Raw genomic sequence first — 23295 nt, 5'->3', positions numbered from 1 at the left:
AACCGGGCGCCGGCATCCGGCTAATCAGAGATCTTGTTTCGTGGGGCGGAACAGGATTTCATTGATATCCACCTCCTCCGGCTGACTGATGGCAAAGGCCACCACGGCGGCGAACGAGTCGGCGGAGATGGCGGTTTCAGCATAGAATTGCTTGATATTCGCCGCCACGTCGGCCTCGGTAATACTGTCCGCCAGTTCGCTGGTTACCGCCCCGGGCGAAATAATCGTCGTACGGATATTGTAGGGTTTCACTTCCTGCCGGAGCCCTTCGGAAATTACCCGCACCGCGGTTTTGGTGGCGGCATACACGGCGCTGCCCGGCCGTACCTTATGGCCCGCCACGGAAGAGGTGTTAATGATATGCCCGCCCTTCTGTTCTTTCATATACGGCAGCGCCGCGGCAATGCCGTACAGTACCCCTTTGAGATTAACGTCAATCATCTGGTTCCAGTCGTCGATTTTACGGCGTTCCAGCAGCGAATGCGGCATCAGTCCGGCGTTGTTGACCATCACATCAACGCGGCCATACAGCGCCACGGCTTTGTCCACCAGGGCCTGCACCTGTTCCGGCCGGGTCACATCGGTTCTGAGCACCGCCTCTTTATCCAGGGATAGCTCCCCGGCCAGCGTTTCCAGCCGGTCCAGGCGGCGGGCGCCCAGCATGAGTTTTGCCCCGTCCTTGGCCAAACGGCGCGCCAGCGCCTCACCCAGGCCGCTGCTGGCCCCGGCGATAACCACCACTTTATTTTCAATACCTTGTGCCATAATTCCTCCGAAATTATTTCCGATACTGTTCGTCGCTGACTTTTTCCAGCCATTCAACCGGACTGCCGTTCAGCGATTCCGCTATGGCGAGATGCGTCATGGCGGTGTCAGGCGTCGCGCCGTGCCAATGTTTCACCCCGTCAGGGATCCAGACGATATCCCCTTGATTCATCTCTTTGATTTCGCCGCCCCATTCCTGCAGCCAGCCACGGCCCTGGATGATGATAAGCGTCTGGCCCAGGGGATGGGTATGCCAGGCGGTACGGGCGCCGGGTTCGAACGTCACGGTGGCGCCACCCACACGGGCCGGCGCCGTTGCCTGGAAAGGCGCATCGATGCGGACCCTGCCGGTAAAATAACTTTCAGGGCCGGCTTTGGACGGCTGGGAACCGCTGGGTGTTATCTTCATATTATATTTGCTCCGATTTACGGTCCGGTGAGTTTTTCCAGCGCGTCGGGATACCGATCGCCGGATATAACGCTTGATGTGAAAGGTAGCAAAGAACGGTCATAAATATTAGAGTGGATAATGTGCATAAGTCTATGAGATCAATTCATAAATAGCGCCGTATTACCGTTGATTAGTGCTAATCTATGCCCGGTCAATGCTAAAAACATCCCTAATGAAATGCTAAAAGAAAATTTTAACGATTTGATTTCCTTTCTTGCCGTGGCGCGGGAGCGCAGCCTTACCAAAGCGGCGGCCAAGCTCGGCGTGTCGCAATCCGCCTTAAGCCATGCTATCCGCGGGCTGGAAGAGCGGCTGGCGCTCCGGCTGCTCACCCGCACCACCCGCAGCGTCGCCCCCACGGAAGCCGGCGAAAAGCTGATTGCCAGCCTGGAGCCGCGCTTTGCCGAAATAGAAGGCGAGCTGGAAGCACTAAGCGAAATGCGTGAACGACCCGCGGGTAATATTCGCCTGACCGCCGGCGAACACGCGGTGGATTACGTTCTCTGGCCGGTGCTGAAATCGTTCCTCGCCCGATATCCGGATATCCATGTGGAAATCACGGTGGATAATGCCTTGACCGATATCGTCAGCGGCCGTTTTGACGCCGGGATTCGCCTGGGTGAACAGGTGGCGAAGGATATGATTGCGGTGCGCATCGCGCCGGATATGAGCATGGCCGTGGTGGGGGCGCCGGCCTATTTTGCCCGCTGCGGCGTCCCCGGCACGCCGCAGGATCTGCAGCATCACGCCTGCATCAATATGCGGCTGCCCACCATGGGCGGATTGTATGCCTGGGAGTTTGAAAAAAACGGCCAGCAGATAAAAGTCCGCGTGGAGGGGCAACTCACCTTCAATACCCTCAAACAGCGGATAGACGCCGCGGTAAATGGTTTCGGCCTGGCTTTTATACCTGATGATTCGGTGGCGGATGACATCAGCCAAGGCCGCCTGGTGCGTGTGCTGCAGGAGTGGTGCGAACCCTTCCCCGGCTATTATCTCTATTATCCGAGCCGCAAACAGCATACCACCGCCTTTGCCCTGTTTGTCGACGCGCTGCGTTATCGGCCCGGCGGCTAGCGCTCGGTCAGGATATTGAGGAACTGCCGGGTTCGCGGATTGAGGGGGTTTACCAGCACCTGTTCCGGCGTGCCGTCATCGATGATTTTCCCTTTTTCCATAAACAGTACCCGATCGGCCACGTCCCGGGCAAAGGACATCTCATGGGTCACCAGCAGCATGGTCATGTTTTGCCCATGGGCGACATCCCGGATCACCTTGAGTACCTCCCCCACCGATTCCGGATCCAGCGCCGAGGTCACTTCATCAAACAGCATTACGCGGGGCTGCATCGCCAGCGCCCGGGCAATGGCCACGCGCTGCTGCTGGCCGCCGGACAGGGTGGCGGGCCAGGCCGGCGCTTTATGCGCCAATCCCACTATCTGCAGATAATAATGCGCCCGCTCCCGTGCTTGCGCCACGTCAAGCTTAAGCACCCTTAACGGCGCTTCCATGATATTTTGCTCTACGGTCAAATGGGGGAATAAATTAAAATGCTGGAATACCATACCCACCTGATGGCGAACCGGTCCCCGCGAGAACCAGCGATGCTGACGGCGGCCGCTCCCTACCGCCGCGCCATCCATGGTCACCGTACCGTTCGACACCGTTTCCAACCCTTTGATCAGCCGAAGAACGGTGGATTTGCCGGATCCGCTGGGGCCGATGAGCGCCACTTTCTGTCCTTCGGGTATGGCAAGGTTGAGGTGATCCAGCACCCTGGTATCACCATAATCCTTGACCACCTGCGCCAGGGAAATCAGCGGCGTCGTCAGGGACGACTGCAGGGATTCAACCTGGTACGTGCTTTTTTTCCAATCAGCCATGGCGGTTCTTTTTTTCGAGATAGTTGAATATAAATGAAGTGGGTAAACTGATAGCCAGGAACAGCAACGCCATCAGGGTATAAGGCTCGTTGTAGCGATAGGTCACGCCGGCTATCTGTTTTGCCGCCTGGAAAAGCTCGGGAATGGTTATCACCGCCAGCAGCGGCGTTTCTTTGAACATGCCGATCAGGTAGTTGCCCAGCACCGGCACCATCGGCTTCATGGCCTGGGGCAAAATAATGCGCCGCCAGAGCGCCAGCGGCCCGAAGTCCAGCGCCCGCGCCGCCTCCCATTGGCCGGCGGGCACGTCGTTAATGGCCCCGCGAAACGCCTCGGCGATATAGGCGCCGTAGTACAACCCCAGCCCCAGCACCCCCGTTGCGATGGCCGGCAGGGTGAGGCCGCTTAGCGGCAGGGCGAAAAACAGGAAGTAGAGCTGGACCAGTAACGGCGTCTGGCGAAAAAACGCAATATAGGCTTTACTCAGGACGCGCAGGGCGCCGACGGAGCATTGCCGCAGCAGCGCCATGGCGCCCCCAATAGCTACCGCGCCGCAAAATCCCGCTACCACGACTTCCAGCGTCACCCCCAGACCGGCCAGCAAATCAGGCAAAATCGACCAGGCGAAGGCCAAATCAAAGGTCATCGAGCCCCCCGTGACCCGCGATGGCGGGTATGGCGGCGCTCATATCGACGCACCAGCCAGACAAGCGGCCATGACAAAAAGAAATAACACACCAGCACAAAGCTCCATATCAGCGTTTGGTGGCCCAGGCTGGTAATCAGCGTTGAACCGGAGAAGGTCAAATCGCTCAGGGTTATCATCGACACCAGAGAAGTGGATTTCAGCAATTCCACCAGCAGGCTACCCAGCGGCGGCAGCATAAAGGGCAGCGCCTGCGGCAAAATAATACGCCGCAGCCCGGCGGCGGCCGGAAAATCAAGGGCCCGCAGCGCGTCGCGCTGGCCCTGGCCGACGTTAACCAGCGCCGAGCGAACGATCTCGGCGCCGAAAGAGGAAAAGTTAAGTCCCAGTCCGATAACGGCGGTGGTCATGGGGCTTAAGGTAATCCCCAACAGCGGCAAAATAAAAAACAGATAAAACAGCTGCACCAGCGCCGAGGTCCCGCGGAAAAACTCGATATAGACCCGGGCGCCGACGCTGAGCGGGCGAAACGGCGACAGCCGCAGCAAGGCGACGATAAACGCCAGCGCCAGCGCCAGCAGCGCGGCCAACAAGGTGATTTGCAGCGTAACGCCGATGCCTTTCAGCAGCTGCCGCGCGATAAACTCCAGCTGTTCGGTATCCATAAGCCTCACCGGCCCGCCTTTATGACCCGCAAGCGCATTCCCCGGCCGGGGCCAGGCTGATAAGCCACTCCCCTTCCGAGGTGATATTATGGTTCACAATCATCAGGATAAGCCCGGAAAACGGGGCGATAATATCCGCCAGCCAATCACCGAAAAGATCGTGAACGATGCCGAGGCGCTGCCCGCGGCTGACGGTTTGGCCTACCGCCACGTCCAGGTAGAGACGGCCGCTGCGGGGGGCCTCCACTTTGTAAAAATTGCTCACCACCCGATTACGGCGGACACGCGGCGCAAAGGCGTCGGCGGTAAGGCCGAGGTAGCGGGCGATATTGGCCACGCCGGTAAAGTGAAACAGCGTATTTTCCTCGTCCAGAATGCCGTTGGCGCCGCCTTCGGCCATTACGGCGTGGCGCCCCAGCCATGGCAGCTCATTGGTGGCCCGGCCGCGATTATTGCGCTGATCCACGTCGAATTCGACGATGGCGTCCGCGTCGAACTGATGCGCCAGTGCCCGGGTGCGGCCGTCAAAATCCCCGTCGCCGATGAGCTGGCACATCACGAACTTGGCGACCTCCTCGCGCAGGTCGCCGCCGTGCAGGTCAATAAACACCGCGGCATCTTTTGCCCAGACGTTCAGCACCGCGTCGATGAGCGCTTCGCTAAAACTGCCCTGGGGATTGCCGGGGGAAAGGAAATTGATATTTTTATCATCCACCGGACAAACAAATTCCGCATGGCTATACAGCCCGGGCATATTTAATATCGGCAGTATAGCCACCGAGCCCCGCCGCAGATTGGCGGCAAAATACTCTTTTAACCGCAGGGCGGCCTCCATCGCCGCAACTTCGTTCGGATGCATGCCGGCGATAATGGCAAGCTTTGGTCCGGGTTCGGCAGCGGTAATATCAAACCAGGGCAGTTGCAGCTCGGTAAGCAGCGGATGGCTGAACGACAAAAATCCCCATTGCAAATTGCCCCGCTGCCCGTTGGTGTGTTTAATCATGATAATGCCTGTCGCAATGAATCAGCTATGGGTTGCACAAATCTGGCTGGCCTGGATATTTTCCGGCGGCAGTTCATTGGCGGTATAACCATATTTTTGCAATATTTTTAATAGATCACCGGAGGCGCGCAGCTTCGCCAGCTGGACATTAAACGCGCTGATAAACTCCGGGTCGTTACGGGGCAAACCGAACGCATGGTAGTTATAGCTCGGATTGCCCTGGGCATCGGGAATCTGTTGGAAAGGCAAAGCGCGTTCCACCGACGGATCCGGCTCTTTTTTCAGCAGGCTGATGATTTCCGCATCCGGAAAATACACGGCATCAATACGATTTGCCTTTAATGCCGCCAGCGCCTCGGTATCTTTATCGAATACCACTCCGCTGCCGGCGTCTATGCCGCTGTCTTTGGCTTCCTGAATCTGGTTGGTGCCGTTTTGGGTTCCCAGACGAGCCCGTTTATTGGCCGCCACATCTTTTAAGCTGTGCAGATTAAGCGGATTGCCTTTTTTGACGATAAAGGCCCCGCCGGAGCGGGTGACCGGATTGGAGAAGCCAATGACCTGGCAGCGCGAGTGATTGATAAAAAGCCCGGCGCCGATGACATCAAACCGTTTGGCCGCCAGACCCGGCACCAGCGCGCCGAAGTCCACGATGGGCGTATCGATTTTGGTGATGCCCAGAGGCTTGAGCACCGCCCGCAGCACCTCGATATTGGCGCCGGTGGCTTTCCCGTCGGGCCCGATATAGCCGTAAGGCTGTTCATTGGCGATGCCGGCCACCAGCGGTTCCTGGCTCTTTGCCTTATCCAGCAGGCTTTGGGCCGATGCGGATAGGGAAAATGCGGCGCTGAGCAATAAAGCGAAGCTTACCCTTCCGGCGAGGGATAATGAGGTGGTCAATGTCATGGTTTTTCCTAAAAAAAAGCGCGATAGCGTTAATTCGGCCATTGAAAGTTCAGGCGGGTGATGTTTTCTCATACAAGCCGGCATTCAATGCGGGTAAAAAATTAGAACACGGGACACCGACATTTTTTAAATAACAATTTCAGCATACTATATATAAAAACTGTGTAACATAATGGCTACATCACCGCCGTTACCCTATAGCTATTTCCCGTTCATCTATTACCGTTTAAATACGTTGTTATTTAGTGCCGTGCATTCCATTTTATTTTCCAATGGGTAGTTATTCATTGGAATAAGGCTGATGGCAACGGTTAAAAAGGGTGCGTCCTACCTGCACGGACAGCAGCGGGATTTTATTCACGGATTATCCCAATCATGGCTGTGGCGCAGCGAACTGCCCACCTGGATCCTGATTGTGACCATTTACAGCGGCTGGTTCGCCGCCCTGGCCTATTGGCGAATCCTTGGATGGGTTCCCGCCACTCTTGTCCTTACCTGGTTCACCGCCTGGTATATGTCGTTGCAGCATGAACTGATCCACGGCCACCCCACCCGCAATCCCCGCGTCAATCAGCTGCTGGGACTGCTGCCGTTGGCCATCTGGTATCCCTACGGCCTATACCGCGACTTGCATCTGCGGCACCATCGGGAAGAAGAGCTGACGCTGCCCGGCGAAGATCCGGAAACCTATTATTTCTCAGCAGAGCGCTGGGAACGATTGAGCCGCCGGCAGCGGGGCCTGATACGGCTGCACAATACACTGCCGGGCCGGGTGCTGCTGGGGCCGGCGCTGGATATCGCCCAGGCCATGGTTTGCCTGATTGCCGCATTTCACCGCCGCGACCGCCGGGCCATGGGGATGTGGCTGGCGCACGGCGTGTTGTTGATGCTGGTTATCGCCTGGATGCGCTATTGCGGCTTCCCGGTACTCTATTTTCTGCTGGCGGTCAGCTACCCGGCCCTGGGCTTGACCAAAATCCGCTCCTTTATGGAACATCAGGCGGCGGACGATCCCAAGGAGCGCTCGGTGATCAATGAAGCCGCCCTGCCCTGGCGCCTGCTGTTTCTGAATTTGAACTATCATTCGGTACACCATGATTTGCCGGGTGTCCCCTGGTATGCTCTGCGCTATATTTATCTGACCTATCGGCACAGCTACCAGCTGCAAAACCGGGGATTTGTCGTGCGAGGGTATTTCGAATGGTTAAGCCGTTTCCTGTTAAGACCTGTGGATGTCAATGTTCATCCGGCGTCGTTCACCGGTGAAAAAAAACCTGATGGCCCCGGCTGATAGCGTCTCCCTTCCCATGTATGCCATTAACCGGGCCGACGTCGACGCCCAGTGGCAACGCCTGCGCCGGCTGCTGGCCGGACAGGGCGTAGCCGCCGCCGGTCTCGCCCTTAGCTGGCCGGAGGATCTGGCGGCCCATTGGCAAGATCCCCAGTTGCTGCTCAGCCAGACCTGCGGCTATCCGTTCATGACCATGCTGCCGGACGTCCAGCCGGTGGGCTGTTTCCATTATGATGCCCCTGGCTGTGAAGGCATCGGCTACCGTAGCTTCCTGCTCGTCCGTCAGCGGGAGACAGGGGCTGAGCTCCGGGATTTCAGGCAGCGGCGGGCGGTCTGCAACAGCGCCGACTCCTATTCCGGTTACCATGCATTACGGGCCATGACGGCGCCGATGGCCGCGGGAGGTCATTTTTTCAGCCAGATCATTTTCAGCGGCGGCCATGAACAATCCCTGATAGCCCTGCAGCGGGAAGAGGCGGATATCGCCGCCGTCGACTGCGTCACCTATGCCCTGCTGCAACGCCATCGTCCCGAACGCATCCGCGGCCTGAAAACCATCGGACGCACCCCGCTGGCTCCCGGCCTGCCCTTGATTACGCAACGGCACACCTCCCCCGCGACGCTGGCGGCCTTACGGACGGCGCTGCTGGGGCTGGTGAGCGCGCCGGAACACCGCGAGGTTTGCCGCGCCGTGCTTATCAAGGGCTTCAGTCCCGTCAGCCGCCGGCAGTATGATGTTATCCTGCAAAGCCCCGGCAACGGCATCTAGCGGGCCGGGGACGCACCTACGCGCCGCCCCGGCCGGGCACAATATCAGTCCAAGAATTTATAGGGCCGATAGAAGCCTTCGCCGAGCCATTGATAATAGGCATGGGTCTCCAGCAGCGGCCTGGGACTATAGGCCGGCGTTTCGGCCCGTTCGCCCTTAGCGAGGCCGTACGCCGCATAATAGGGATACGGGAACACCGGCCGTGACGCCGCCTTCCCAGGGATGGTCTGCGTTCTCAGAACCGGCGGCGTCGGGTTTTCGTTCGCAACCGGCTGGCCAAAACCGCTTTTTTCGGTATCCGGCGCCTGCCAGGTGGCGACACCGTCCGGCGGGACGCCTTTTTCCACCCAGGCCATCAGCGGCGTCAGAAAATCAACCAGGCTTGGCCCCTCCCCGCCGGCGCAATGATAAACGCCCGGCAGCAGATATAACCGCTCGAATCTGTCCCGCCTGGCCGTGCCCATGTATTGCGCCAGGGCATTGTGGTAGGCGATGGAATTCAGCGGGGAAATATGCGGGTCCGCCCAGCCATGCCAAATAATCAGTTTGCCTCCCGCCGCCGCAAACGCGCTCAGATCGGGATTGGTGGCATCATAAAGCGGATGAAGTTTCTGCAACGCCTGGAACGTTGCCCCGTTGAACTTCAGGTCTTTCAGACTGAAGGTCCCCGGCGGGTTGGTGGTAAAATTCAGATGCCTCAAGGAGGACAGTGCGATAAGCCGGCTGAAAATCGGACCATCGGCGGTTTTCGGCACAAAGACGCCGGCCCAGGCCAGTTCCGAGCCATACTGCGGCCCGCCGACGGTCATTTTTTTACCGGTGTCGGCGTCTCGCGGCCCGTCGTATAGGCGACGCAGCGCGGTAAGCTGGATATCCGTCAGACATTGCCCGCCGCTGCCCGCCTTCACCCCATTGCATTTTAATACGCGCATATTGAAATGGCAGGCCTGGGGATCGGAGATCAGGCCGTCTTTCTGTCCGTCAATCCCATCACACTGCGCCAATACCGCCCGATGAATCAACGGAAGCTCGGCCGCGGTGATGATGGCCTTGCCATCCGGGCCGGTATTGCTGACGGCCTGCCAACTGTGATAAAGGGCATTCTGCGCCTGGAAATTCATCGCCGCCGCGCCGGCGATAATCCCGTCGAAATCCTTCGGGTACCGCTGCGCCTCCATCAAGGCTTCGCGACCGCCGTCAGAGCAGCCGTTAAAATAGGACCTGGCCGCGGGGCGCTGATAAAACGCCGCCACCAGCGCCTTGGACGCCAGCGCGGTCAGGTGCACCGAACGATAGGCGAAATCCCGGCGCTTTTGCGGATCGTTGCCGAAATCCTGCTCCGACAAGGGATGCCCCATATCGGTGGCGGCCAGGGCAAACCCGCCGGCATTCAGCACGGCGCAGCCGGCCGCCGCTCCCACCTGAAGATTGACCTGGCCGCATAATCCTCCGCAGCCCAGCTGCATATAGCGCTGGTTCCAACTGGCCGTGGGCAGCATAAGCGTAAAGTTGATTTCCGGCGCCAGCACCCCTTCCACGGCGCAAAATGCCGTGCCGCCGGCAGACACCTCTTTCGCCGACACCACCCGGCTGCCTTGGCCGCCGATAACAGCTAAATCCACCTGCATCAGTGCGGAACAGGCGATGGCCGGTTTAACCACCGCCAATACGGCCGGTTTACCCGACTCGGCGTTTCGCGGCATTAGCCCAATGCCCGGGAATTCGCCCCGCCCGGCCCCTGGCGCCGCGAGCGCCTGGGCGGAAAATATCAGCAGAGCGGCAAATAACAGCCTGCCGCAATAGAGGGGGCTAAGAATAGGCATGGAATCGTCCTTTGAAGGGTATTGGATGAATATCTTTTAGCTCCGTTCGATTTCTTTGGCGGCGTTATCCAGCGCATCGATAATGTTATAAAGCGCCTGTTGGGATATTTTCCCTTTGGCGAGGCGCAGATTCAAAGCCGTCCGGATATTATTAATCGCTCTTTGCATTTCAGGAATGCTTCGATTATTGGAGAGTATCGCCATGGAATATAAACGGTCGATAATCCCGTTCAGGTTGCCACGCTGGACATCGAGCAGCGATTGGCCCTCCTCCGTCAGCCGGTACTGTTTCTTCCCCGCCCCGTCATAGACTGGGGACGCCATCCCCTGCTCCTCCAAAAAGGTCAGGTTGGGATAAACGATGCTGGCGCTCGGCGTGTATTCGCCTTTGGACAACTCCTGTATCGCTTTGATCAATTCATAGCCATGGGCGGGCCCCTGCGCTAAAAAATGCATGATCAACAACCTGATGTCCGCGCTGTCGAACATGCGTTCGCGGCGATGCTTGCGTCCCCCGAGACAATGTTCTTTTCCCCCTATCGCCGCGGGGCGCTGTTTATCGCTATCTAACGGTTCCTGCTGCCTGTAGGGCGGCGTTTTTTTCATCGAAATCATCGTAGGGGGTTCATTATAGGATTTTTCAAATATATCGCTTTATAGCACGCCGTACAGCACATTATTTATCATGCCAATAGGCGACAGCCCTGACAAAATCCGGCTCAACGCCGCATTGTACGGTGAAAAAATCCCCGATGGCTTTCACCAGCCCGCCTTCGCCGGTGGCCCAAATGAAGCAATCCTTACCGGAAAGGGGCAATGCTTTCACGCTTGCCAGCACAGCGTCATTGTCCGGCCGGCGGCCCGGGGCTCCGGCAATAACCCACTGGATATGCATATCATTATGGTCGGCGAGATACTCCCGGCATCGGGCATCCCGGGCACTCGCCAAAATCACCGCGTTCCCGGCCGTGCCGGCGGCGTTAAGCTCCCCGCAGCGCCGCTTGATGGCCGGCAAGCCCGTTTCATCGCAGAGATAGAGTTGCCTGGCATAATCCGTCGGTATCAAAAGCGATCCCCGCGGGCCCCCCATGGCGAGCATATCCCCCGGCTTCGCCTTGGCGGCCCACTCGCTTGCCACGCCGCCGTCATGCAAATAAAAATCCAGCGTCAGTTCATTTTTTTCCGCGTTGAAAGACAGCGGCGTATAATCGCGGCCAATGGGCCGTGCTCCCTCCGGCCATACTATGCCCTCCTCGGTGATGCGAGGCGGTGTGACGGACTTCCCCGGCGCCGACGGGAAAAAAACCTTGATATGATCGTCAACCCCCCGTGAAACGAACCCCGCCGAGCTCTTCTCCGGTAAAAATAATGCGTTAGAAGCAGCCGAACAGGTCCTCACAGCGTTTGACAATGATTTCCTGAATTTCAATTCATTTTTACTCTCACCGGCCGTTTATTATTTACATTGTTCATGGGGTTATTCTCCATATTTTCTCCAATTTCTTTTTATTCTTCGACACATACATAGTGATGCAGACGTCTGCGCAGAGGAGGTATACCAGCGGCATCAGCCGCGCATGATGCCGCCGCCCATGACATCCCCCGCCATGGACATCCCATGCTCAAACGGACCCCACTGATGGAAAAACGCCGCCAGGGCAGTGCGATCGCGAGCATCCAGCGCGACGGCGCGGACCAGGATTCTTTTATCAGATAAATTATCCATCACCCTTCCCGATGAAAATTTCAGGTGAGAAAACCTCAGGAGATTGACGTTTTAAAGATATATCTTAGAAATATTTTAAGCAACCACTGAAGGCGGCGCCGGCGGAGGATTTTACCGGCGCCCATGCCTTAAGAGGCAGCGCTTATAACCAGCGAGAAGCCTCTAATAAGCATAAGATTTTTCAGTTTCCGCTATGGCCGCTTATAATGGACTGTTTAAAATCGGATTATTATCATCTTATAAGGCAAGAAAAATGGATTTCAGGAAAACCTCTCTCGTAGTGCTTATGGCCGCCCTGCTGCCGGCCGGCGCGGCCCTGGCCGCCGACAACAGCGTTCTGGTCTACTGCTCCGAAGCCTCGCCGGAATCGTTTAACCCGCAAATCGCCAGCTCCGGCCCCTCATTTGTCGCCAGTTCCCAGGTGCTCTATAACCGGCTGGTGGCCTTCCGGGAAAGCGATAATCTGCCGATACCCTCCCTTGCCACCGCGTGGGAAATCAGTCCGGACGGCAAAACCTATACCTTTACCCTGCGCCAGGGCGTCAAATTCAACAGCAATAAATATTTCACTCCCAGCCGTGATTTTAATGCCGACGATGTGATTTTCTCCGTTTTGCGGCAGAAAGACGCTAATCACCCCTACCATAAGGTGTCCCAGGCCACCTATGAGTACTTCAATGACGTCGGCCTCGGTTCGCTTATTCAGGACGTGAAAAAAATCGATGACTATCACGTCCGGTTTACCCTGACAAAACCTGATGCCACCTTCCTGGCGGATTGGGGCATGGATTTTGCCTCCATTCTCTCCGCGGAATACGCCGACGCGATGTTAAAAGCCGGCACGCCGGAACGGGTGGATACCGATCCCATCGGCACCGGCCCCTATAACCTGCAGGAATATAAAGTGGACTCCATTATCCGCTATCAGGCCAATCCCCATTATTGGCAGGGAGAGGTGCCCACCAAGCGACTTATCTTTTCGATTACCCCCAACGTCAGCACGCGCCTGGCCAAGCTTGAAAAAAATGAGTGCCAGATTATTCCCGCGCCGAGTCCGGTTAATTTTGACGAGATCAAAAATAACAAAGCGCTGGCCCTTCACAGCGTGGACGGCATGAATGTGGGTTACCTGGCGTTTAATACCGTCAAAAAACCGTTCGACAATGCCCTGGTGCGTCAGGCGTTGAATTATGCGGTGGATAAAAAAGCCATCGTCGATGCGGTATTCCTCGGCTCCGGATCGGTGGCGAAATCCCCCATTCCCCCCAATATGCTCGGCTTTGATAAAGATCTGGCGGACTACCCTTATGATCCGGCCAAGGCCAAGGCATTGCTGAAACAGGCGGGTTTTGAACAAGGCTTTACCACCGATTTATGGTCAATGCCGGTACAGCGCCCCTATAACCCGAACTCACGCCGCATTGCGGAGATGATCCAGAGCGATTGGGCCAAAGTCGGCGTCACGGCGAAAATCGTGAGCTATGAATGGGGCGAATACCTGGCCGGCATTCGCAAAGGCGAACACGCCACCGCGCTGTTCGGCTGGATGTCGGATAACGGCGATCCGGATAATTTCGCCAATACCCTGCTGGGCTGCGACAGCGTCAAAAGCGGTTCCAATGCCGCGTTCTGGTGCGATAAACAGTATGACTCGCTCATTCAGCAGGCCAGAATCATCAGCGACCCGGCCCAGCGCGCCGCCCTATATAAACAGGCCCAGCAGGTGTTCCATCGGCAGGCCCCCTGGATACCCCTGGCCAACGGCAAAACCTTTTATGCCACCCGCAGTAACGTCAGCGGCTATAGCGTCAGCCTCAACGGCAGCGATTTTTCCAAGGTCAGGCTGAACTGAGGAGAGACGGCGGCCGGTGGGCAATACCTGCCATCGGCTGCTTATCTGCTATATTGTCTCGGCGGCAGATAAGCTAAACAATACGTATCGTTGAATAAGCATTTAAACAGCGCATATCAACCGCATTTCCCATCGTAAATTAAACGTACTGCCGTAATATCATCCTTTGTCATCCGTTGTTAAACGATATCAATATAATCGTTGAATTTTTCGTGCACCCTTGATACAAAAAAACTTATTAACTGATGAAGACAATCACCACTCCACTCATAACTGGATTTACATAATGCGAAGAGTATTCCCTTATTGCCTGCTAAGCTTGGTATTTTCCTCTGCGTTCAGCACTCACGCAACCCCCTTGCCAAGCCCTCTACCCTCTCAAGTTTTTGCGCCGTTGGATGACAAGAAAATGCAATATGCCAACGACATCAAATCAGCCGTTCAAATAAAATTCCATCTTGAGAAAGAGTTTAACGGAAAGCAATGTACCGTAAGCTTTAATATATCCAAAAAAGGCGCCACGCATGGCGACTTCAAGACTGAAGGTTATAAACCGCTTTGTGCAGCGGCTGTTAAAGCCATTCAGGATGCGGATATACCGGCGCCGCCGGACAATGAAACCCACGAAATTTTCAAAAATTCGGTAATCGTTTTTAAACCATATTAATTTGGCACTTATTACAGCAAGCAATATTCCTGCGATTTAGTATGCACGCCAATCGACCTTTTTAAGATTACGGGAGGGACCAGCTTGAATCCCAGCAAAAAGGAAGAAAATCCTCCCCTCCAGAGAGGATACGAGAGCGTCCTGGATGTGCCAATTGATGCTTTAACCGTGGACGATATTTGCCGTGCTATCCGTCAGAAAATTTGCATTGATCAGCTGATGCCAAGAGCTCTTGCCTTAATGAAGGAAGATCCACTGGTAGGTGAGAATTATGGCGGCGAGCTTATAGCAGCCTTAGCGACGATAAATGGTGAGGAGCTAAGCGAACATAAAGATATATTCATTGAAATAATGCAAATCCTAAATAATCTGGATACTTCAAAAATGAGTAATAATGTAAAGATTGATATACTAAAACTTAACCAAATTATTATATAAACAAATAAGCCATGCTCGGGTTCCGCTCGAGCATGCCGGGTTGCTGATAATCATTTACATCGAAATGAATCGATAATAATAGTACCTACCATCCCGCCACCCAACCTAGATTGAATATTTCATTCCTAATTATATGCTCACCTCATTAATTAGTTATCAATTGATGATATTTTTTTGTTTCGTTTAAGATTTTTTGAGTTTTTTTATGATTAATTACTTACCACCTTTTTATTTGCATTTTGCGTGTTCTTTTTATGAGGCTGGTTCTTATCTGAAACTATTTACCACATGCATATTAGTTAACCTCTTATCAATTAGTTTACGGAAATAATTTTAATGCTTAAAAAAAACGTTGCAGTCATGATTGCTGTTCTGGCCACCGTTCCATCCGCATTGGCGCACAAGGTTCGCTTCGATGCTGACAGCATAAAAGCCAGCGCAGCCATGGGCTGGCTGAGCGGGGAATCGAATGAGTATTCTTATAATTCCTATGATGGCCGTAAAATCAGTGAATTAATCTGGCAAATCAAAAACGCCGCCATCTTCAGAGGGATATTGCCTGGGATGCCTCTGATTCTCTGACGCTGAACGTCAGGGATGGACCACCCTGGCTTCCAGCGGGGCAGGAATGGATGACTACGACTGGAAAATCCTGGTCAGTCCCACTGGACAGACTGGTCCACGCATCCGAATACCCGGCTCAAGCATGCCAATGAATTCGATGTGAATGTCAAAGGGTGGATGCTTAACACACCGGAGTATCGTCTGGGGACAGTGCTTGGCTACCAGCAGACGCGATTCAGTTGGACAAGTTTTGGCGGGAATTATAACTATAACAATGGAAATGACGTTGGCGAATTTCCCCGGGCGGGCGCACCATCGGCTACCGACAGAAATTCGCCATGCCCTACCTCGGCATGGCCGGCATGTATCGTTATCAAAAGGCGGAATTCAACGCGTTGCTGAAATTCAGCCCTGGGTTTCGGCCAAGGATAATGATGAACACTATTTGCGGCAAGCCACATTCCGCCATAAGGCGAACAACTCCCACTATTACTCCGCTGCCGTGGATGCGGGATACTACGTTACCCCTAACGCAAAGATATTTGTTGAACTGAGTTTTAATAAATATGAACAAAAATTGGATATCTTACAAAGACAAGTACCAGTAGCGTGGAAAAAACTATAGCGGGAATAACTCTGCCGGTATGAAAAACAGGCATTATACTGCCTCCGCCGGCGTGCAATACCAGTTCTAACGAGCGGTTACCCATACAATAACTGACAATCTCTGTTTATCTGCACTATGTCCCTTATTGCGGCGGATAAGGGCATAATAACGAGGATGTGGGCGCCCCGCCGGTGGAGGGTTTTACTCACGTCGCGCTAATTTCTAAATATGTCAATGTATTTCAGATTTAACAGGTTTGCGTGATGATATATTACTTAAGCACATTACCGCGTAAAAACGTTAACGTTCTCGATTTCATAGCTTATATCAATCGTTAACCACAGGACAGGTAAAAATGTTTTTCAGTAAAATCCTAGTCAGGATGTAAATCCACGCAGCATTTCGATAAATGATATTTAATTTCAACAGGTTAAATTCATGCTTATCAAGCCATGTCCACTGATCATAAAAATGGTTCCTGAAGGAAAATATTGTATAAAAATACCAGCAATGACATTCTTGCTTGTACAATGATTCTGTAAATAAATACAGCCATTAATCCTTTAATATTAAAATGTATCTAATTATTTCATAACCTTGCACAGGTACACAACTTTACATTACTATCTTTTCAAGGATAATTTATATGAAGTTATAGCCGCGAATGATGACTGTATTTAATTCCAGGCACAGTAAAATTCCAAGTTCCCGACAATTTGTGTCAAAAGTTAATATAATTTATTGCTGTTTTATTTAATGGCGAAAGAGGATTAATGATGCCGAATCGTCCGTTAACTAAAAATATAGTCATTCTTGGTATACCTCCTGTCGATTTGTTAAATATCGCCGGCCCGACGGAGGCATTTCGAATCGCCAACACCCTTGCGGATAAATATTATCCTTATCAGGTGGAACTGGTCTCCCTGGCCCGGATAAGGAGATCAAAAGCGAATCGGGTATCAGCGTACTGGGACAATCCGTGCTGGCGGATAAAAATGGCGCACTCCCAATATCGATACGCTGATCGTGACGACCAATATCGCTTCTTTCGGTTTGTATCCGGCGATGGCCATTGAGTGGATGCGCACCCAGGCAAGCCGGGTTCGCCGCATCTGTACCGTATCGTCAGGCATTTTCGCGCTGGCGCAAACGGGCATGCTGGAAGGCAAACGCGTGGCCACCCATTGGCGCGTGATGGAGGAGTTCAGCAAACTCCATCCGGGCGTACATGTGGAAGAACGGCCGATATGGGTCAAGGACGGGAAAATCTACTCCTCCGCCGGAATGTCCGCCGGGATCGATCTGGCTCTGAACCTGATTGCCGACGATCACGGCGAGGCATTGGCGGGAGAGGGGACCAAGGAACTGGTGCTTTTTTTACGGCGCCCCGCCGATCAGGCCCAGCTGAGTTATTCGCTGCTGGCCCAGTACTCCGGCCAGCGGAGCATTAAAGCGCTTCAGCCCTGGATTCATGAACATCTCTCCCAGGAACTGTCGGTGGATGTACTGGCGGACCGGTTGGCCATGAGCCGCAGCACGCTGATACGGATTTTCAAACATGAGCTGAACACCACGCCGGCAAAATACATTGAAAATATCCGCCTGGAAGCGGCGCAGCGATTTCTGCAGATGACCTCGATGAACCTGGACAAGATCGCGATGAAATGCGGCTTTACCAGCGCGGACGTTTTCCGGCGCGTATTCCAGCGTAATCTGGGCATAAGCCCCTGGCCTACCGTGAGCAGCACAGCAAACAGGAGTAGCGCCGTTTCGTCTTGCTCCCCGGCCTGGTTGCGGGCGCGTTATGCCTTATCCACGCCTTAGCGTACCGGGAGGTCGGCCCGCGCCAGCGGCAAGGAAGCGGCCGTGCGCTTAACCAGGCGCAGGTTTTCCGCTTGCCTGATTTGCGCTAAATCCTCTCCCTGCAACTCCTGGTTAATCCAGCCCGCGATATTCTGATAGGGAACAAAAATGCTTTGGTCCCTTTTCGGGTGGGTTGCGGTAAATACGCCGATAACGGCGCCATCCACACCGTAAACCGGCCCGCCGCTCATGCCCTGTATGCCGCCGGCGTCGGTGAGCCCCACCAGGCAGCTGGTGTTGGGTTTATCCCACCAGCCGAATTCCTTTAATGTGCCCGATGATGAGGTGGGTAACGCCGTATAGGCGTTATATCCATAAAGATTTACATGCTCCCCCTTTATGGCGGATTCCACCTTGGGTAATACAGCGCCTTTATTATTATGATAGATAATGGCAACATCGCATAATGGATTATAGGCTTTCACTTTCACCATCATTATCTTGGCAACATGCCCGGCGGTCAGGCTGTAATGCTCCGTAAGGGGAAAACTGGAGCCCACCGCCCCCGCCAATACCGGAATACCAATGAAATGAAAATCCGCCTTGGCGCTTGCGGTTTTATCCACATTATAATGGCCCACCCCGCTGCAGCCACAGAGAGCCAGCGTCGATATTAACATCAACTTTTTCATTTTTGCCTACTTGTAAAATAAATGTTTTACCCTAAATAATTCGAGTTGCAGGAAAGCCAACGCACCTGACACTTGAAGTTTCACGGATATTAATGAATAGCGTGACAGCAGCTATTACCTCTATGCCTTATTTCCCAATGTGTTATTCAGGAAATAGATATCGCAGAAGTACTTATTTATTTACAAGTACGCCTGGATTCCGCTCATGTTATTATTTCAACAGCAGAACAATGGCTTGATAACCGGCCTGTTCAGCGCATAATAGTCTCCGCCAGCCGTCATATTTGAAATGACCGCCATAATTTAAGTCTTTTATATCAACAAGTTGATAGAATCAGACAGTGCTTTTTCTCTTTGATATACGATAATTCCATCAGGCCGCTTTGCTGATCCTTCCTCCTTGATGAATGGATGAAACAGGATTGCCGGCGTTATTCCCAACCGAATGCGGCGGCATAACCGATGTTAATAACTTGCCATGGCGATAGTGCGTTCTTCTATGTGAATGAACGGTTTTGGCAATGTCCGGCTATTTATGAATTTTATATGCCGATAAAACTATAAACCATCAACATGTTAAGAAATAGATACGAAATAATTAAATTCATTTTATAAAGACCACGCTACCTGATATTTTACACCGCGCTTTATGGCCGGCCTGTTTTCACATAGTGCCACCCCTTTAGCGCATCTTATTTATATGAACATTCGAATTGGAATTGTCATTAAAAGACACCGCGATGTTACTTCATCATAACCTCCCATTAACCGATAGTTTGTAAAAATAATGTTATTAATTTATTTCCAATGATAATAAAATAACGGTTTTCAGCCATCCAGCCGAAAATAATATTTCCTTTATGCGTTAGTATAATAATGAGCTAGGAAAATTCCTATGTACCATTCTTACGACGAAACAATCCTTTTTTGCTACTTTTTTAGACAGGACTGCCCGTTCCGATTCTTGACAAGGTTCGCGCTTTACCAGACCATAAACATACATCTCCCTGCTCGAGTCCGCCTATGACAACGCTTCCGGCCGTCACCATTCGCTACTGTTCACAATGCAATTGGCTGTTGCGCGCCGCATGGATGGCGCAGGAATTATTGCAAACCTTCAATACCGATCTTGCCTCCGTCACGCTCGTTCCCGGCACGGGGGGCATCTATGAAATCACGGTGGAGGGGGAAGTGCTGTGGGACAGGAAAACCGACGGCGGTTTTCCCGACGCGGCGCAGTTGAAACAGCGTTTACGTGACCGCTGTTTCCCTGAACGCGCATTAGGACATGCGGATAAAAATGCCGGTGGAAACCACTCCCGCAAGAATTGAGCAATCGGCGAACTCTCCGGGCGCATGCCGGCGCCCGGCCCGGCAAAGTTGCGCCAAGCGCCGGCCCCGGCAAAGCGGCATTGCGGTCCGGCAGCGTACATAGGTGCCCGAGCATGGGGCGGCGGCGTAAACATGCCCCATACCCATAGCCCCTAACGAGGGGTGATCTTCCGCGTCAACGCGTCCGCTGTACCGCATCAAATTTGGATCCGCGAATGCATAACTTGCCTTCGCCGGTTTTCCACAGCTGTTTGGATTCGTGCATGACCCCCAGGGCGCGGGCAATGGTGACAAAGCTGTACTGAGAGAACCGGCCCGCCACCTCCTGGTAATACAAGGGGGTTTTTTCAATAAGGGCATGAATGGCCGCCGCGGCTTCTTTCACCTTGGCCGGATCCGTCGCCACCGCGGGGTCCTGTTTTCCCGCCAGGTAATCGTCTATCTTTGCCGTGTCGGCATAAGCATAAGAGATGCGTTGGTAGCGTTCATGGGGGATCCCTTCAGGAATGGTGGCGTCGATACCGACCTTCGCCCCGGTGGGCACCTGCCCCGGCGCGGTAATTTGCAGGCTGGGATCGAGGGGTTTGGCGCGCGCCCCGGGAATTATCATCACATCCCTGTCGCCCTGCACCCGGGTGGCAATGGCCCATTCCACTTCTTCACCGTTGAAGACGTCGATGTCATCGTCCACCACCACCACGTGTTTGATATCCATGACCGAAAGCGCCGCAAGCAGCGCATTCTTGCCCTCTCCCGCCTGTTTTTTGATGGAGACCACCGCATGCCAGAAGGCCCGTCCCCCCAGTGTCATATTGATATCCTTGACCTGCACGCCGGCGGTAAGCAAGGCGCGGCGAATGGCCTGGTAGCGGGTGGGGGCCGCAAGCCAGGTATTCTCCCAGGGCATGTGCAGCGCGTAGTACATGGCGTCGCGCCGGTGCATGATGGCCTTGATTCGCACGTTGGGATTCCAATGCAGGCCGCCCATGAGCGCGGTAAACTCGCCAAAGCGGCCTTCGGGTTCGGTCCAGCCCACCGGCAGGATTTCCGCTTCGATCACCAGTTCGGAATCGGCAAGATACGGCAGGTCCACCGTTTCGCACATGGCCAATTCCACCGGCGCGCCCAGGATTCCGCCGGCAATGGCCATTTCGTCGACGCCGATGGGGGCGCGATAACCGGCCCCCATGATTTCGATGGGATGATTGCCGATGGAAATGGAAATGGGCAAAGGTTCTCCCCGCTCCAGGGCCCGCTGGGCGAATAAGCGCATATTATTCGGCGTCACCAAATCGATGCCGGTCAGGCCCTTTTCTTTCACCATGAATCGGTATATGCCGGAATTAATGCCGTATTCCGGATCTTTCGCCATTACGATGCCGGCGGTAATCATCGGCCCTCCGTCATAAATAGACGACAGGGGAATGGGTATGCGAAACAGATCGATATCCTCACCGGTCAAGATGACTTCTTTGGTGGGGGACGTCTCTACATATTTCGGCGGGATGGGGTTGTCTATTCCCCGCTGCAGCTTTTTCTCGATTTGCGAATACTCGGTACAGCCCATGCCCATGATAGTCCGCTGCCGGGTACGGATAATGCCGGACAGCAGCGGCATGTCATAGCCGATAACATCGTGAAACAGCAAAGCCTTGTCGCTTTGATCCACCAGGGTGCTGATATGGCGGATGTCCACCGGTTGCCTGATATCCACCAATTCATCCGCGGCCCTTAATTCATCCAAAAAATTCCGGAATAATTCACTCATAAATCCACTCCTGAATAGGTCATTTATTTAAACGTCCCGGCATCTTCTTCTTGCCAATACACCGGCGCGGAGCATATGCCATAAGTAATTCTCTAGGTTAAATGCATTAAAAATCGTATTGCACCGCCAGCCGGTTCTGCCAAAAATTCTTATCATAGCTGGAGGATGTCTGAACACCGGCGGAATCGGTCAGACTGAGGCCTTTTAAAAGCCGTGTTAATTTCCAGGTGAAATACACCAAATATTCTGACTGATTGATGCTGGCGGCCTTGGCCGAGGGTTTGAGATCCATAAAGGAATAACGCGTCCCCACCAGCAGCTCTTCGCTGGCTCTATAGCTGAGGTTGGTGGAATAGGCGTTACCGCTGCCTAAATCCTCGGTGCTGGTAAAAAAGGGCTGGGCAAAATAGGACCCCGAGGAAGCGGAATGGGCATAAGGCGCCACCAGTGCGCCATTCTTCCAGGAGTTAGGGCTGGCGGCGATGTGATCGTAATTAAGTTTCCACTCCAGTCTGGGAATTATCGCCAGGCCAAATTGCAAACCATAGGAAGTATTGTCGACTTTGCCGGCAAGGGCCCGGCCCTCGCTGGTCCCCCGGATAAACTGCGCCCCGATTTCCGGCGCATGGGGCATGGCGGGGAATCGTAAATGGCCTTCGCTGTAGAAAATATTGGTATAATCATCATAGCTTTCATACCAAACCTGGCCCTGGAGTTTCTCCGCTCCCAGCTCCACGCCACGTCCCGCCCCCACCGCCCACATGCCGTTGGTGGGTTCAGTCACGTTGGGATAAGGGGTGGTGGCGATAAACTGATCCGTGGCCCAGGGTTTGTAGCGCCAGACTTTGGTTGCGTGCAGGAAATTAATTTTATCACCATAATTGGTATCGATTCCGCGGAACAGAATAGGCGTCACGCGGAAATCATAATCAGAGGCAAAAGGAAGATTGATTCTCTGGTCGCCGGCGGTGATCTTGAAATTCTCATGCTGCCAGCTGAGATACGCTTCGCCGAAATTGGTTTGATTGTTGGCAAGGGCGCCGACGGTGCGCGACGGGTCCGGATGGTCGATACCCCGCAGGAAAACCCCGCCCAGGGCGGCGCGAAAGCCATACAGGGGCGCGGTTTCATATTTTACGTTGCCGCCATAACTTACCGTATCCTGACTTTTTCCCGTGACGAATAAGGTATTGTGCGAAGAATAATACAGGGTGCGTAAGCTGCCGCTCACCGTGCCGCATTGTAAAAAATCCGCGACATTATCCACTCCGCCGTCGCCATACGAACAGGATGACTTTATATTACTCACGGCGGCATGACTCACCAGGGGCATCGCTGTGATCACGACCGCAGCGAAAGGTGCCAATTTTTTCATTGTTCCCTCTGCAAAATTTAAAAAAAACAATCATTACCAGTGAAAGCCATATCCAGGACGAAATAAATGTATTAGTCTGGGATGCTCACTGGAACCTCTGATAATAAATTTGCCGTTATGGAATGATTTGAGCATTGCCATAATAAGCAGGTACGGTGAGGCCGATGAACGATACGATGCCCATCTTATTCTGCATAAAATGTATTTTGTAATTCGGTTAATCTCCGGGGTTCAATAAACAAAAGCTTTCCTATTGTTCTTAAGAGAAC

General features: G+C 53.7%; 23 protein-coding genes and 1 pseudogene. 10 read left to right on the top strand and 14 right to left on the bottom strand.

Going from position 1 to position 23295, the window contains the following annotated elements; genetic code table 11:
• Positions 1–24 precede the first annotated feature (24 nt).
• Positions 25–765 carry an SDR family oxidoreductase gene (locus GTU79_RS13065; RefSeq protein ID WP_132921787.1) on the bottom strand — a complete coding sequence of 247 codons (741 nt, stop codon included), beginning with the start codon at positions 763–765 and terminating at the stop codon, positions 25–27.
• Between the two features lie 13 nt (positions 766–778).
• Entirely contained in the window at positions 779–1174 is a 396-nt protein-coding gene (locus GTU79_RS13060; RefSeq protein WP_203521598.1) for a (R)-mandelonitrile lyase, read from the bottom strand.
• A gap of 219 nt (positions 1175–1393) precedes the next feature.
• Between GTU79_RS13060 and GTU79_RS13055 the strand changes: the two genes are divergently transcribed.
• A complete protein-coding gene (locus GTU79_RS13055; protein ID WP_203521599.1) occupies positions 1394–2293 on the top strand; it encodes a LysR family transcriptional regulator in 900 nt (299 codons plus the stop codon).
• Here the strand turns inward: GTU79_RS13055 and GTU79_RS13050 are convergent.
• From GTU79_RS13050 to ehuB, 5 genes are read right to left on the bottom strand one after another with little or no spacing between them, the layout of a single operon-like run.
• The gene (locus tag GTU79_RS13050) at positions 2290–3036 is read right to left on the bottom strand and encodes an amino acid ABC transporter ATP-binding protein (RefSeq protein WP_253073655.1); all 747 of its coding nucleotides are present in this window, start codon (positions 3034–3036) and stop codon (positions 2290–2292) included. The genes GTU79_RS13055 and GTU79_RS13050 overlap by 4 nt on opposite strands.
• Positions 3037–3091: 55 nt before the next feature.
• Positions 3092–3745: an ectoine/hydroxyectoine ABC transporter permease subunit EhuD gene (gene ehuD / locus GTU79_RS13045; protein WP_203521601.1), complete on the bottom strand. Its 654-nt coding sequence runs from the start codon at positions 3743–3745 to the stop codon at positions 3092–3094.
• On the bottom strand, positions 3742–4410 hold the full coding sequence (ehuC, locus tag GTU79_RS13040) for an ectoine/hydroxyectoine ABC transporter permease subunit EhuC (RefSeq protein WP_132921792.1): 669 nt from the start codon (positions 4408–4410) through the stop codon (positions 3742–3744). Before ehuC ends, ehuD begins: the two co-directional genes overlap by 4 nt.
• Positions 4411–4429: 19 nt before the next feature.
• On the bottom strand, positions 4430–5413 hold the full coding sequence (locus tag GTU79_RS13035) for a succinylglutamate desuccinylase/aspartoacylase family protein (RefSeq protein ID WP_203521602.1): 984 nt from the start codon (positions 5411–5413) through the stop codon (positions 4430–4432).
• A 21-nt stretch (positions 5414–5434) separates the two neighbouring features.
• Positions 5435–6319, bottom strand: a complete 885-nt coding sequence (ehuB, locus tag GTU79_RS13030; protein ID WP_214514019.1) for an ectoine/hydroxyectoine ABC transporter substrate-binding protein EhuB — start codon at positions 6317–6319, stop codon at positions 5435–5437.
• Between the two features lie 301 nt (positions 6320–6620).
• Between ehuB and GTU79_RS13025 the strand changes: the two genes are divergently transcribed.
• Both GTU79_RS13025 and GTU79_RS13020 read left to right on the top strand, forming a co-directional pair.
• Entirely contained in the window at positions 6621–7610 is a 990-nt protein-coding gene (locus GTU79_RS13025; protein WP_203521604.1) for a fatty acid desaturase, read from the top strand.
• Positions 7597–8379, top strand: coding sequence for a phosphate/phosphite/phosphonate ABC transporter substrate-binding protein (locus GTU79_RS13020; protein WP_203523074.1), 783 nt, complete (start codon positions 7597–7599; stop codon positions 8377–8379). Before GTU79_RS13025 ends, GTU79_RS13020 begins: the two co-directional genes overlap by 14 nt.
• A gap of 44 nt (positions 8380–8423) precedes the next feature.
• On the opposite strand, the gene GTU79_RS13015 is transcribed toward GTU79_RS13020, so the two are convergent.
• From GTU79_RS13015 to GTU79_RS13000, 4 genes are all read right to left on the bottom strand, one after another.
• Positions 8424–10202 carry a tannase/feruloyl esterase family alpha/beta hydrolase gene (locus tag GTU79_RS13015; RefSeq protein ID WP_214514018.1) on the bottom strand — a complete coding sequence of 593 codons (1779 nt, stop codon included), beginning with the start codon at positions 10200–10202 and terminating at the stop codon, positions 8424–8426.
• Between the two features lie 36 nt (positions 10203–10238).
• Positions 10239–10808, bottom strand: coding sequence for a PadR family transcriptional regulator (locus GTU79_RS13010; protein ID WP_203523075.1), 570 nt, complete (start codon positions 10806–10808; stop codon positions 10239–10241).
• A 70-nt stretch (positions 10809–10878) separates the two neighbouring features.
• The gene (locus GTU79_RS13005; RefSeq protein WP_420854180.1) at positions 10879–11601 is read right to left on the bottom strand and encodes a siderophore-interacting protein; all 723 of its coding nucleotides are present in this window, start codon (positions 11599–11601) and stop codon (positions 10879–10881) included.
• 168 nt (positions 11602–11769) lie between these two features.
• Positions 11770–11928, bottom strand: a complete 159-nt coding sequence (locus tag GTU79_RS13000) for a hypothetical protein (RefSeq protein ID WP_203521607.1) — start codon at positions 11926–11928, stop codon at positions 11770–11772.
• A gap of 253 nt (positions 11929–12181) precedes the next feature.
• On the opposite strand from GTU79_RS13000, the gene GTU79_RS12995 reads away from it, so the two are divergent.
• From GTU79_RS12995 to GTU79_RS12975, 6 genes and pseudogenes are all read left to right on the top strand, one after another.
• On the top strand, positions 12182–13780 hold the full coding sequence (locus GTU79_RS12995) for an ABC transporter substrate-binding protein (protein ID WP_203521608.1): 1599 nt from the start codon (positions 12182–12184) through the stop codon (positions 13778–13780).
• Positions 13781–14066: 286 nt separating this feature from the next.
• Entirely contained in the window at positions 14067–14447 is a 381-nt protein-coding gene (locus tag GTU79_RS12990) for a cell envelope integrity TolA C-terminal domain-containing protein (protein ID WP_203521609.1), read from the top strand.
• 84 nt (positions 14448–14531) lie between these two features.
• On the top strand, positions 14532–14885 hold the full coding sequence (locus GTU79_RS12985) for a contact-dependent growth inhibition system immunity protein (protein WP_253073576.1): 354 nt from the start codon (positions 14532–14534) through the stop codon (positions 14883–14885).
• A gap of 336 nt (positions 14886–15221) precedes the next feature.
• Positions 15222–15695, top strand: a pseudogene (locus GTU79_RS31825) (omptin family outer membrane protease); the annotation flags it as partial.
• Positions 15696–15723: 28 nt separating this feature from the next.
• On the top strand, positions 15724–16074 hold the full coding sequence (locus GTU79_RS31820) for an omptin family outer membrane protease (RefSeq protein WP_253073575.1): 351 nt from the start codon (positions 15724–15726) through the stop codon (positions 16072–16074).
• 1008 nt (positions 16075–17082) lie between these two features.
• Positions 17083–17880, top strand: coding sequence for a GlxA family transcriptional regulator (locus GTU79_RS12975; RefSeq protein ID WP_214514017.1), 798 nt, complete (start codon positions 17083–17085; stop codon positions 17878–17880).
• On the opposite strand, the gene GTU79_RS12970 is transcribed toward GTU79_RS12975, so the two are convergent.
• Positions 17877–18551, bottom strand: coding sequence for a trypsin-like peptidase domain-containing protein (locus GTU79_RS12970; protein WP_203521611.1), 675 nt, complete (start codon positions 18549–18551; stop codon positions 17877–17879). The genes GTU79_RS12975 and GTU79_RS12970 overlap by 4 nt on opposite strands.
• 1023 nt (positions 18552–19574) lie before the next feature.
• Between GTU79_RS12970 and GTU79_RS12965 the strand changes: the two genes are divergently transcribed.
• Positions 19575–19883 (top strand): Rdx family protein, encoded by a 309-nt coding sequence (locus GTU79_RS12965; RefSeq protein WP_203521612.1) that lies wholly within the window; start codon positions 19575–19577, stop codon positions 19881–19883.
• 175 nt (positions 19884–20058) lie between these two features.
• On the opposite strand, the gene GTU79_RS12960 is transcribed toward GTU79_RS12965, so the two are convergent.
• The gene (locus tag GTU79_RS12960) at positions 20059–21651 is read right to left on the bottom strand and encodes a UbiD family decarboxylase (protein WP_132921804.1); all 1593 of its coding nucleotides are present in this window, start codon (positions 21649–21651) and stop codon (positions 20059–20061) included.
• A gap of 106 nt (positions 21652–21757) precedes the next feature.
• Positions 21758–23026, bottom strand: a complete 1269-nt coding sequence (locus GTU79_RS12955) for a TonB-dependent receptor (protein ID WP_214514016.1) — start codon at positions 23024–23026, stop codon at positions 21758–21760.
• Between the last annotated feature and the right edge of the window lie 269 nt (positions 23027–23295).

Origin of the sequence: Sodalis ligni (assembly GCF_016865525.2) — a bacterium.
GTDB classification, from domain to species: domain Bacteria; phylum Pseudomonadota; class Gammaproteobacteria; order Enterobacterales; family Enterobacteriaceae; genus Acerihabitans; species Acerihabitans ligni.
Note: the sequence above shows the minus strand (reverse complement) of the source record. Positions and strands in the feature narration are given on the sequence as shown.

Bases quoted from the DNA above. Each gene is read 5' to 3' on its own strand.
- GTU79_RS13065 (WP_132921787.1), bottom strand. From the start codon at position 765: ATGGCACAAGGTATTGAAAATAAAGTGGTGGTTATCGCCGGGGCCAGC.
- GTU79_RS13060 (WP_203521598.1), bottom strand. From the start codon at position 1,174: ATGAAGATAACACCCAGCGGTTCCCAGCCGTCCAAAGCCGGCCCTGAA.
- GTU79_RS13055 (WP_203521599.1), top strand. From the start codon at position 1,394: ATGCTAAAAGAAAATTTTAACGATTTGATTTCCTTTCTTGCCGTGGCG.
- ehuD (WP_203521601.1), bottom strand. From the start codon at position 3,745: ATGACCTTTGATTTGGCCTTCGCCTGGTCGATTTTGCCTGATTTGCTG.
- ehuC (WP_132921792.1), bottom strand. From the start codon at position 4,410: ATGGATACCGAACAGCTGGAGTTTATCGCGCGGCAGCTGCTGAAAGGC.
- GTU79_RS13035 (WP_203521602.1), bottom strand. From the start codon at position 5,413: ATGATTAAACACACCAACGGGCAGCGGGGCAATTTGCAATGGGGATTT.
- ehuB (WP_214514019.1), bottom strand. From the start codon at position 6,319: ATGACATTGACCACCTCATTATCCCTCGCCGGAAGGGTAAGCTTCGCT.
- GTU79_RS13025 (WP_203521604.1), top strand. From the start codon at position 6,621: ATGGCAACGGTTAAAAAGGGTGCGTCCTACCTGCACGGACAGCAGCGG.
- GTU79_RS13020 (WP_203523074.1), top strand. From the start codon at position 7,597: ATGGCCCCGGCTGATAGCGTCTCCCTTCCCATGTATGCCATTAACCGG.
- GTU79_RS13015 (WP_214514018.1), bottom strand. From the start codon at position 10,202: ATGCCTATTCTTAGCCCCCTCTATTGCGGCAGGCTGTTATTTGCCGCT.
- GTU79_RS13010 (WP_203523075.1), bottom strand. From the start codon at position 10,808: ATGAAAAAAACGCCGCCCTACAGGCAGCAGGAACCGTTAGATAGCGAT.
- GTU79_RS13000 (WP_203521607.1), bottom strand. From the start codon at position 11,928: ATGGATAATTTATCTGATAAAAGAATCCTGGTCCGCGCCGTCGCGCTG.
- GTU79_RS12995 (WP_203521608.1), top strand. From the start codon at position 12,182: ATGGATTTCAGGAAAACCTCTCTCGTAGTGCTTATGGCCGCCCTGCTG.
- GTU79_RS12990 (WP_203521609.1), top strand. From the start codon at position 14,067: ATGCGAAGAGTATTCCCTTATTGCCTGCTAAGCTTGGTATTTTCCTCT.
- GTU79_RS31820 (WP_253073575.1), top strand. From the start codon at position 15,724: ATGGAAATGACGTTGGCGAATTTCCCCGGGCGGGCGCACCATCGGCTA.
- GTU79_RS12970 (WP_203521611.1), bottom strand. From the start codon at position 18,551: ATGAAAAAGTTGATGTTAATATCGACGCTGGCTCTCTGTGGCTGCAGC.
- GTU79_RS12965 (WP_203521612.1), top strand. From the start codon at position 19,575: ATGACAACGCTTCCGGCCGTCACCATTCGCTACTGTTCACAATGCAAT.
- GTU79_RS12960 (WP_132921804.1), bottom strand. From the start codon at position 21,651: ATGAGTGAATTATTCCGGAATTTTTTGGATGAATTAAGGGCCGCGGAT.
- GTU79_RS12955 (WP_214514016.1), bottom strand. From the start codon at position 23,026: ATGAAAAAATTGGCACCTTTCGCTGCGGTCGTGATCACAGCGATGCCC.